8 protein-coding genes are annotated in these 11853 nt (G+C 34.7%); 6 read left to right on the top strand and 2 right to left on the bottom strand.

Translation table 11 applies throughout. From position 1 onward, the window contains the following. The first annotated feature begins 1 nt into the window (after window position 1). From AC3WRL_RS14005 to AC3WRL_RS13980, 6 genes are all read left to right on the top strand, one after another. Entirely contained in the window at window positions 2–4789 is a 4788-nt protein-coding gene (locus AC3WRL_RS14005) for a hypothetical protein (protein WP_492330555.1), read from the top strand. Between the two features lie 80 nt (window positions 4790–4869). Then, complete coding sequence (locus AC3WRL_RS14000) at window positions 4870–6396, top strand: hypothetical protein (RefSeq protein WP_492330554.1); 1527 nt, start codon at window positions 4870–4872, stop codon at window positions 6394–6396. Between the two features lie 2 nt (window positions 6397–6398). After that, the gene (locus tag AC3WRL_RS13995; RefSeq protein ID WP_261512700.1) at window positions 6399–7856 is read left to right on the top strand and encodes a hypothetical protein; all 1458 of its coding nucleotides are present in this window, start codon (window positions 6399–6401) and stop codon (window positions 7854–7856) included. 5 nt (window positions 7857–7861) lie between these two features. Further along, window positions 7862–8398 carry a hypothetical protein gene (locus AC3WRL_RS13990; RefSeq protein WP_214831656.1) on the top strand — a complete coding sequence of 179 codons (537 nt, stop codon included), beginning with the start codon at window positions 7862–7864 and terminating at the stop codon, window positions 8396–8398. Between the two features lie 205 nt (window positions 8399–8603). After that, entirely contained in the window at window positions 8604–8897 is a 294-nt protein-coding gene (locus tag AC3WRL_RS13985) for a GNAT family N-acetyltransferase (protein ID WP_261512699.1), read from the top strand. A gap of 162 nt (window positions 8898–9059) precedes the next feature. Further along, window positions 9060–9986, top strand: a complete 927-nt coding sequence (locus tag AC3WRL_RS13980; protein WP_214831654.1) for a sterol desaturase family protein — start codon at window positions 9060–9062, stop codon at window positions 9984–9986. Window positions 9987–10011: 25 nt separating this feature from the next. Here AC3WRL_RS13980 and AC3WRL_RS13975 read toward each other — a convergent pair whose 3' ends face one another. Together AC3WRL_RS13975 and AC3WRL_RS13970 are read right to left on the bottom strand one after the other, a co-directional pair. Beyond that, on the bottom strand, window positions 10012–10722 hold the full coding sequence (locus tag AC3WRL_RS13975) for a LytR/AlgR family response regulator transcription factor (protein ID WP_261512698.1): 711 nt from the start codon (window positions 10720–10722) through the stop codon (window positions 10012–10014). Continuing rightward, entirely contained in the window at window positions 10719–11798 is a 1080-nt protein-coding gene (locus AC3WRL_RS13970) for a sensor histidine kinase (protein ID WP_214831652.1), read from the bottom strand. The genes AC3WRL_RS13975 and AC3WRL_RS13970 overlap by 4 nt, the downstream gene beginning before the upstream one ends. Window positions 11799–11853 lie beyond the last annotated feature (55 nt).

Raw genomic sequence — 11853 nt, 5'->3', positions numbered from 1 at the left:
CATGTCTTTCAATATAAATAATAATACAAATAGGGCTGCAGGATCACTTCCTACTACTAATGTTCTTTTACAATCGAATTGTCTATATGTGCAAGCTGCCGGATCCAAGGGAGAAGACAGTACTCCGGGAATTCATTTAAGATGGACACTGAAAGGTCCAGCTGCAGAACACCTGCCAAAAGGAGGTAACTATTCAGGTGTGCCAAAAGGTTTTAATAAAGAGGATGATTTCGTAAGAATATTCAGAACGTCTTACAATCCTCAAGTCAGAAGTCTTTACCTTACAGACTCTCCCACAACAGTCGTTGACTCAGAAGGTCTATGGTTGTATGGGGGTCGTGAAGTGGGAATGTTTTATGTGTATTTCCGAAATATCAGTAAATATCACGAAGTAAGAAATACAGTCGATCCATTTTCAAATCCACAAGAGTTTTTGGAACAGTATGGAAGTAATATCATTGAAGTTGAATGTAGAGAAAAATTATTTTTCTCTACGCAACTTACTCCACAATCAGATGGGAAAGCAAAAACAGAAATTCTCTCTGTAGAAACTGACCTATTGGGATTACCAAAGAATGTTACATTCAGAAAGAATATTGTCGATTTTTCGGAAAAAATATTTGCTGAAAATGGAAGAAGTGTTCGATTTTTACCTACCAATACAATTATTACAAAAGTTGATTTTGAATTTTATGAAGATGTGGTCTTTAAGAGTAATTGGGAAGAAATTGGAAAGTTTGGACTTTCCTTGGATGATGATGAAGTACTAAAATACAGACTGGATCCGGATCCGGATCATCATCCTATACATGCTGTCTGGCCAAGATATAATGATAATGAATTTGTAAATATCAAAAATTATCAGAGAAGATGGAATGAATTGGATGATCCTGAAAATACGATTAAACATTCTGTTAAGAGATATCTGGAACTAAGTAATAATGCTGCTAACCCTTTAGCTCTTGATTATTACTACCTGAATGATGATCAGAGTGATCCTAACCCTTTGGAGTTTTCTCACTTTAATAATCTTCAAATGGCGGGGCTTGATTATCATACTGCAAGAATGTTAGGCTTGGGATACCTGGATATGAGCGATCAGATTTATAATAACGATCAATATATCTATGCCGCTTATTATGTTACGCTTGCAGATTTAGGCAACGGGCAGGGCGCTAATGAGCTTAATCATATTTCGATTACATTACCTACATCATTGGATGATCAACGTTTGTGTTTACCGGTTATTTTAAAAGAACCGGTTCCAGGAATGGTATCAGCCGATCCTACTGCAGGAACTACAATGAGCGGTCTTACTGATTCTGATGGATATACCCATGATGGTACGGGAAGATATTTAAGCTTAATGACGGAAGAAATGACTCCGGATGAACCTGCTGACAGTCCATTTTATTATACCAATCAGGAATTTGATATGTCTAAGTTTACCTATCCTGTTCATGTGGGTATCGAATATAGATCAAGTGATGAAACAGAATGGAGGCTTCCTGAATTACCAAACGATCCTAATTTTAGAAATGTATTTTCAGATGGTAACGAATCATATAATGAAACTGTAGCTATTGGGCTTCCGGATTTTGGAAATCCAGCTTATGTACATAAAGAAACAAGATCAGGAAAACATGTATATGGTTCCTACGGGGTCAATTGGTTCTCAAGATCAAAATTATCAGAGAAAGTATGGCAAGTGGAGTCAAAGATAAGACCTGCAAATACTTTATTGCCGCCTTCCAGTGTTAATGCTTTTTTAATTCAGGAAGAGCTGCCATTATTGCTTACTTCTCAGAATGAGCAAGATATGTATGCACAGAATCTGGCCAATGATAAAACTTTGGTGAGACTTACCATGGAATATGATGCATCACAAGATATGATTTCTTATCAAAAAGCTATAAATGGTGTAGATCTGTCTACCTTTAATCCGCTACCTGATAATGAAGAATTATTTGCTGATCAGATAGAAGTATTTTATCGCCCTGAAATCCCTAACCAGGTGTTTGGAGTAGTAGATACGATAACGGATCTTTCTGGAAATCCATTGGTTTCTGTAGTTAAAACAAAAGGGTTACAATTAAGCAGTACAGCTACGGCTACAAGTCCTGCACAGGTTTTAAACCCTACGATTCCTGTCGGAGAGTTTCAAAATTATATTGGTGGTATTTTTAAAGTAGGAGCTGACGATTATATTATTGATAATATCGTTTCAGGTAGCGATCCCGACTTTCCGATCTTTCATATTTATAAAAAACAGGTTGGAAATGCTTTTGGACAAAATACACCAGTGGTTTTTGATCCTGCTAATTTTGTAGTACCCAATGTAGATGAATCCTTTATGGTTGTGGAAAATATGCAAAATACGACAACCTGGGGAACATCAAATCCACACCCTCTGAAAATTAAAATTGGAGACAATTGGCCTATTTATACTGAAGAAATTACAGTAGAATCAGGAGTAGCTCCAGATATAACCTATAACACCTATTTCAGAAAATTCAGAGGAATAAAAAAACATGCCAATATCAAAAGAGCAGAGACTAATGGTGCCCCTTTTTCAGGATTATATGAACTTAATTTCCCGGGATATACATTGAGTCACCATCCTCAACATTCAATGATTGCCAATGCGGACAGTGTACAATGGTATAGAGGAAGTGTACGTGTTTCCGTCGCCGGTCAGCAGGGAAAGGAACTGAGAACACTTAAAGTAATTCGTATTGATAATATAGGAACCGGAGATTTAAGATTATTTGCTTTGGATGAATCTTTTGCAACTGATCCTTTACAGCCGGATAATTTTTCAAGAACAGAAGAGGTAAATTTCTATCCAGGATACAGAGCATACCTTTATTATAATGCACCATGCCGACTGACGAAAGATTTTGTAATTCCTCAGGATCCTGATGTATTGGAAAAGTACAGTATTTTCGGGGCTCGGAGCATTGATCTCACCTACAATGATTATAAATCGAGAATTTCCATTCCTACCATGATGTTTGGAAGAAGAATTGAAGCTCCTAAAACTCCAGAGCAACCATTGGGTGCAAAATATGCTACAAGACCAGATTATTTTGGACGTTCATCATATGCGTTTACAACTAGTTTTGGACACAGGCCATTTAGTGTAATGTATCTTCGCAGCAATGATGATATTCTATTAAGTTCATTATATGAATATACAGAAGGGTATAATGCTACTCCAACAGCGGACTCTATAGAAGATATACGCACCCATAATAATGATGAATTTTTCAATGCCAGATTATTGGAACTGGCGAATGCAACACTTGATCCTTCAACAAGCAAGTTCAGAGAGTATAATGGATATGGTTTTCCTATTCCGAATAATAAAGCATTGTTTAGAAGTATCAACGAATTCATTGTTCAGCATAATGGCTACTATAACGATAGTATTAGCCCCTTGGAGTATCATCATATTCAAGATATGCTGCATGAAATTATTCATCCGGATGCAAATGGAAGATTTGGGAAATTAACATTCTATGATTTTGTAAGGGAAACGATTCAGAATTCATTTGTTCCTCTTACAGAGATTCCAATTCTGTATCAGCATATTAAAGGAGGAACTTATCAACCCATTCCAAAAGCTCAGTCAATTAGAGATAAAAATGGAACTTTCCTGAATCCCACCAGTCCAGAGTTCGATATGGCTCCAATGATGAAAGTTTTGGGAACCAATAAAACACTATTTGTCGATTTCACATTAGATGGTGCCTCTACAAGTGTTTATTTCTATGCTGTAAAGGAAACCAACGCTCAATTGGTTCAGGGAGAATTAAGTCCTGCTGTTGGCCCGGTAAGAATGGTTAATTCATTCCCATTGCGAACTCCTGAAATTAAAAGTGTGATCCCTGTTCTGGAAAATAAAGAACAGAATGTTTTACCAAAAATGGAAGTGACAATCAATTCGTACAACAAAATCTACAATATTAAGAAAGCAAAACTATACCGTGCTCTTAATATGCAGGATGCTGTCTCTGTAAGAACAATGGAGCTGGTTAAAGAACTTGACCTTGAAGCGGCAGGAATGTTGGATCATGAGACATGGGTTTTAGAAGATGGTTTTTCAGATTTACCTCAAGTTCCATTCAGTGATCCGTTGTACTATCGTGTAACGGTAGAAGCTGAAGTAGAATATGCAGAAGCAAATTATAGTGGAAACAATCAATCCGATGTAATTGTAACAGAATATGCACCTTCTGAAGCCTCAAAATTGATGATTACAACTATTACAGAAAATGTTTTACCAGAATCACCGGAATTGAAATTTGAATCTAATCCGATTACCGGAAATGTGGTTACTTCAGGTCTACTGAGCTGGAATGAACAATGCTATAAAGGTAGATATCACCTTTATCAAATGAGTAATCAAGGGAATTGGAAAGAAGTGGCAAGAATGAATATTGTTCCAAATGATACTTCAAAGGTGCAGTTATTTCTTTTTGAAAACGATCCCCAGACAAATACTGATGCCTGGATTCCTAAAGAAATATTTGATGTTAATGATCATACGATTTTCTTGCGATTAGAAAAAATAGGATTGGATCCGCTTACAGTAAAAGATGCAGACGGGAATCCTATTTACTACCATTTTAAAGTTGTTGCGGAAAATACCTCAGGTATGTTTAGTAAGGATGACAGAATTATCACCCTGTACAGTCCGGATTCTTCAACAAACATTGGTGGAATTTCTTCCGATGGAACTGATGGAATGATCATCGAGCAAACATTTATCGTTAGCCCTAACTAACCCTTAATTATAATTAATAAAAATGAGTCAGTTCCTCCCAACCATGTGGGAGGAGGGACTGATCATGAAAAAACAAAATTATGGCAAAAAAAACAATAGCAGCCTTAAAAGAATATTTTAAAGTAGGAAAGAGACCAACAGAAAGCCAGTTTGGGGATTTGATCGATAGCTATGTGCATTTGGATGATGAGAGCATTCGAAATTTAAAAATATCTGAGTATAATGTTAAGCTTGAATTCCCTGAGAACTATCAAATTGGAGATTATATAGAATTTGTCGGATTTGAATCTGTAGCTGCTAATGCATCAGGGTTTTATGAAATATCTATTGCATATACCAGAGGAAATATTGCTTCAGCGGCTACTCATATTGCAGCAACTTCACATTATAATCAAAATATTTGGAGAGAGTGTGGGGCTGTAAATAAGAATAATTATGTTGATAGAAGTACAAATGTATGCTTTACCGTAGATGTTAATGGAGGGCTATCAAAATTTCGAATCAGAGCCCTGAAGACACTAGGTGTTTCAGAACAAAAAATGCAGTTAGTTGTTAAAGTCAGATCTATTAATAAAAATCAGGCATGGAATGTTTTAGACAACCGAGGAAATACTACTGAGAATGTAGACCGCCAACCCATGACAAATGAATGGGATTTATGGGTTGGAAATCTTTTTTCATCTGAAAGTGCTAAAATAGGATTGAAGGTTAACACAGATGGAAATGTAGGAATTGGAACAGGTAATCCAAGATCTAAACTAGATGTCTGGGGAAATATTTTGGCGGGCAATACTGATGGCACAACAGGAGTCAATGCGTTTTCTATCCGTTATGAAGATGGTTCCGTCAATAATTGGGGATCATTAAGAAGTAATGCGGAAACCTATATGAGTTATGGTGCAAAAGCAGATAATACAACAGCTTTTGGCTGGCTGTCAAGTAGTGGATCTTATCTTAGCTATAAGACCGCTGTAACTGCTGGTAACGATGGTATTCGATTTTTGTCTTCCAGTTATCAAAAGGTTGCCCAGGATTCTCCTGTTGCGATGTCAGAACTTATGAGAATAATCCCGAATGGAAATGTCGGAATCGGTACTGATAATCCACAGCAGAAACTAGATGTGCAGGGAGTTATAGCATCACAAGTTAGTAGTAATGAAGGAGGTGCTCTTCTCTTACAAAATCCAACCAAAACAGCATTTGGTACGGCTAATAAATGGGCAATCTACAATATGACAGGAGGTTATGGTAATGGATTGCAGTTCTGGAATTATTCTACAGATGGATCATCTGGACCAAGATTGTTTTTATCAGATGCAGGTAATATGGCTCTATATGGTAAAATTGAAGCAAAGGATGTAGTGATTACTGCGACACCTACTGCGGATCATGTCTTTGCATCCGATTATAATCTAAGGGAGATTGGTGATCTTGAAAAATTCATCTCCGAAAAAAGTCACCTCCCAGAAATTCCTTCTGCAAAAGAGATGATGGATAATGGACTTTCAGTAGGAGACTTCCAAATCAAACTACTGCAGAAAATAGAAGAATTAACATTATACATGATCTCAATTAAAAAGGAGATTGATGTTTTAAAAACAGATTAATCATGGCAAAAAAGACAATAACAGAATTAAAAGAATATTTTAAATCAGGGAAGAGACCTACAGAAGCACAATTTGGTGACGTAATGGATAGCTTTGCCAATTTGGAAGATTCACAACTGTTTCCTAAGAATTACATAAAAAAAAGACTAGATGTTGACTTTCCTAACGATGTATTTGATCAGGCTGTGGATATTCTTTTGGGAAACAGAGGAATGTCAGGGTCTCTTGAAATAGAAATTGTGGGAACATGGATGTACACGAATACGGTCGGAAATATCAAAAAACTGTTTCAGGTGGGATCTAATCCGGATAATGCAGTGTGGTATACGCCTACCTCAAGAATAGTGGAGGCGGGAGGTCCTATTATTAATCATATTTATATTGGAGATATAGTCTGGGATGCTAATATTAATCAATATAAAATAACTATTTATCACACTCATCATTCAGGGAATATATATGATATCAGAATTACTTATCATTGCCCTTTCGATACGCAGGATTTTAGTGAGGTGAAACTTTCTAATATCTACACTAATACTCTTATAGGGCAGAGAACACATTATATCCATTATAATGATAATTTGGGAATAGGAACATCATTGCCTGAAACAAAGCTCCATGTGAAAGCTCCAGTTGGGCAGGGCGACAATAATTACATTTCAGGTTTATTTGATAGAAATGAAGCTGCAGGTGGAAGTAATAAGTTAACCATCAAATATCATTCAAGTGCTGATTTGGAAGTCAATTCTGGATATACCGGTTCAGGGTTCAGATATGGTACCTATAGTGATTTTAATATTGTAAATAATGGGTTGAGTGATACTTTTGGAGCAATTAATTTTGTTACCAATGCTGCTGTAAGACTATGTGTACATCCTAAGGGGAATATAGGAATAGGAACAATGAATCCTTATGGAAAAATGAATGTTGTTTCAGAATTGAGTGATCCGGATCAGGAAGGAACTTTAATACTAGGAGATGTATCTCAGGTAAATTTGAGATTCGGATGTAGTGGACAATATACTTGGATACAGAGTCATGCATCAACCCCACTTCATATTAATCCACTTGGAAATAATGTCATCCTAAATAGAGATGCTGGAAATGTAGGAATAGGAACAATGAATCCTGATCAGAAACTTACTGTAAAAGGAAAAATTCATGCTGAAGATGTTATTGTTGATATGAATGTTCCAGCAGATTATGTTTTTCAGAAGTATTATGATAATTATTCTCCAATCAGAACTGATTACCACATGCCTGATTTACAAGAATTGGAATCTTATATTAAAGAAAATAAACATCTGCCGGAAATTCCATCCGGTGAAACAATGATCAAAGATGGTGTTAAAATTGGGGACTTTCAGATGAAGCTACTTCAAAAAATTGAAGAACTTACGCTTTACATGATTTCTCAAAATAAAGAAATAGAACAATTAAAAACTCTAATCAATTAGTCATCATGGCAAAAAAAATAATTACACGATTAAAAGAATATTTTCAGGCAGGTAGAAGGCCTACAGAAGAGCAGTTTGGAGATCTTCTTGACAGCTATGTACATCTCGATAATCCTGAATTTGTAAGATCAGAAGATGTAGGAAGTACAAGAGAAGGAATTCTTAAGTTTTTTACTACCGAGTACAATACCGATAAGATTTTCCATGTGAAAATGCCTTATAGAACAAATACGGATAGTAAGATGTTTCACATCCGGGCATCCGGGTATAATTATCAGAATGGTGACATTATTGATGTAACCTGGGTAGGATATTGTTACCAGCCCTCCGGAGCATTGATGAACAATAAGACTTATGTGGCTGCAAGCACAGCTATTATAGCTGGTCAATATGTTGGTACAGATTCTCATATTTATCTTTGGTTTAAATTACCAAATATCTATTATTCAAGTTTCAAAGTAGACTCAATGCGAGTAGGTAACGGAACACTTTTAAAAGAAGGAGATTTGGAACTTATCGTAATCAATACTCCACAATTGTAATCTTGATTCTAATATAATGTATTAGAAATTCAAAAGATAATCCCTTTTAAACTTTAAGTTTAAAAGGGATTTGTTATTGTATAAGATTGATAAGGCTTTGAAAAACTGGTAAAAAGCAGGAGGTAGAAATTATCATAGGATATTTATTGTTGTTGTTAAACATGATATCTTTATTTTATTAAAAATTAGTTTAAAAAAAATAAAAATGGAAAGAACAGAAGTTGTTATCAATACGCACAATAGAGGAGAAGTTCAGTTATTTTCTGATGATCAAAAAGTGGGGAAAATGGATATTTCGGTGATTGGACAAAAATTAACTGTTTATCATACAGAAGTAAATCCTGAGCACGAAGGAAAAGGTTTTGCGAAAATACTACTGGAAAGACTTGTTTCTTATGCACGAGAAAATGATCTTAAAATAGTTCCTTTATGTCCTTATGTTTTTGCTCAGTTCAAACGTCATCCTGAGGAATATAATGATGTATGGTTGAAAGATTAAAAAGGAGAATGACCTGCAAAAAAAAATAAAAATAGTACATTTTTATTTTTTTTTGTATCAATTATTAAGGTGATTGTAAGTATATTAGATGTATAAAAAAAAGTGACTTTCATCTAAAAAAAAAACTTCCAATGTTCATACTCTATAGCTTCGCAGAAAAAAATGTTTGATTTTAATAAAACTTTTGGAGACCATGGACAGGAAGTTATTTGGCAATGGACCGTTCCTGTCTTTATTGTAGTTATTTTTATTGAAATGGGTTATAGCCATTTCAATAAAGAAAAGCTTTACGAAACCAAAGACGTCGCTACTAATGTCTTTTTTGCTCTGTTAAACTATGGGTTAGATATCATAATGAAAGGCTTTTCAATGTTTGTTATGCTATTCTTTTATGAGCATCGGATTTTCGATTGGGAATTTGGAATATGGTACTGGATTGCAGTGTTTCTTGCCCAGGATTTTGCGTATTATGTCCATCATTATGTAGACCATCATTCCCGTGTCTTTTGGGCGGTACATATAACACATCATAACTCGGATTATTTTAATATTACTACAGGTTTTAGAAGTCCGGTATTTCAGCCTTTGTACAGGTATATGTTTTTTTCTCCCTTAGCATTTTTAGGATTCAATCCATGGCATGTGATGCTGGCTTATTCTTTAATCCAGATCTATGGTACGTTTATTCATACCCAGACGATTAAGAGTATGGGGTTTTTAGAATATATTTTGGTTACACCTTCTCATCATCGCGTTCACCATGCGTGTAATATCAAATATCTGGATCGTAATATGGGAATGGGGTTGATCATCTGGGATAAGATTTTTGGAACATTTGAAAAAGAAGATCCTGAAGTACCTGTTAAGTATGGAATATATCCGAAAATAAAATCTAAAGATCCCCGAACCGTCCTTTTTTATGAATGGAGAAGAATAGGAAAAGATATTACTCAGCCTGGAATTTCTTTTAAGAATCGGGTAAAATATCTCTTTTATCCACCGGGATGGAGACACGATGGTACAGGAAAAACGGTGAAACAATATCAAAAAGAATATCGGGAAAAACAAAAAGAATATATCATATTCTGATCACTTATGAATTGAGCTGTAAAAATCAGGATTTTCCCTTATAAAATTCCATAAAATATTTTCTATAGCTTATTCCAAGAGGTAATTCTATATCGTTAATAAATACAGCATGGTTGGCTACTGCTGTAATATGTGAAACATTAACGATATAGGATTTACTGATCCGCACAAATAAATTTTCTGGAATTTTAGAAAGTGCTGTCTTAAGATTCATCGCGGTGATCAGTTTTCCTGAACCAAGATTTATAATTACATAGTCTTTCATCCCTTCGATATAAAGAATATCACCAAAAAGAATTTTGTAATCCCGTCGGTCTGCCCGTATCAGGATACTATTTTCTCCGGAAGCTTTGTATTGCCCCTTTTCATAAGAGTCTGATAAAAAATAATTATACTCCAAAGCTTTATTTACAGCTTTAAAAAAACGTTCTTCACGGATTGGCTTTACCAGATAATCAATAGCATCTACTTCATAACTATCTAAAGCATACTTAATATGTGCTGTGGTAAAGATCACCAGAGTGTTTTTAGAAAGTGTTTTGGCAAATTCGACTCCATTAATACCGGGCATTTGTATATCTAAGAAAATGAGATTAACATCGTGAGCATCCAAAAATGATTTAGCTTCATCAGTATTTTTAAAGATACCTTTAAGGATGAGCTCAGGGACTTTATTAATGAATTTTGACATTCCCTGCCTTGCAATAGGTTCATCGTCGATAATTATACAGTTCATAGTTCTAAAATTAAATCTACAAAAAATGATGAAGGTTTATTGTCAATAATAAGTTGATGCTTACCAGGATAAAGTAGATCAAGTCTTTTTTTGATATTAGTAAGTCCTATTCCTCCTTTATATACAGTTGATTCATCAGATCTTTTAGAGTTCACACAGGTAAAATGCAAAATATTGTTTTCTAAATGAAAATGAACTTTTATAAATGCCTTTTGATAACTGTTGTTGTGTTTTACAGCATTTTCTATAAAGGGAATAAAAAGTAATGGGGGAATTAAAATATCATGTTTTTCTCCGGTTACCAAAATTTCATACTCAAAGTCATCTCTTCGCGAAGATTCTATAAAAAGGAAGTTTTCAAAAAAGTGGATATCCGAACTTAGAATAATAGATTCTTCGGAACAGTCATAAATCTGATACCGAAGTAACTCAGAAAGATTTAAAATTAATGATGAGGCCAGCTTTGGATCATCTTCAATTAAGATATTGGCGTTATTTAGGGTATTAAATAAGAAGTGGGGAGAAATCTGATTCTTTAGAAGAGCCAGTTCATTTTGAAAATTAATTTCCCGCATTTTATAAAAATTCTCCCGGGTCCTCAGCCAATTTTGAAAGAGTTTTATGGCTGTAGTAGAGGCAAGTATAATATTAAAAGAAAGAGTAAAATGAAGAAGACTCACAAAAGAGAAGGTTGTTTTCCCATTCTTTGTAATCCTATATTCATAAAATACCTGATCAAAAATCATCACTAAAGTGAAAGTAAAAACAGCCAGTGCAATGAGACTGAGAATGTATAGGAATATTTTACTTTTGGTTAATAGTTTTGGGATCAGAACATAGACATTCAGGTAAATTAAAATTAAAAGATAAAGAACAAAGGCTATATTTAAATAGATATCCAAGGATCCAATATATTCTTTCTCTTTTGAAGTAAGGAATAGAAGTCCAAAAAGAAGAAGCAAAGCTATGCGCCTATGCCAGCGATATTTTAAGGAGACAATGAAGTCATACCAAAATGCCTGTTTACCAATCTCACTGTGAGTGAAGCTGTCATTTTTATCTTGTAAAAGATCCATAAAAAACTTCTTAACCAAAACTACAAAATTTAATTGACAATATTTAGATACAAAT

The organism is Chryseobacterium sp. FW101-FHT12H09, assembly GCF_058790395.1.
The sequence above is the reverse complement of the archived record's forward strand: the minus strand, read 5'-3'. Positions and strand labels throughout refer to the sequence as shown.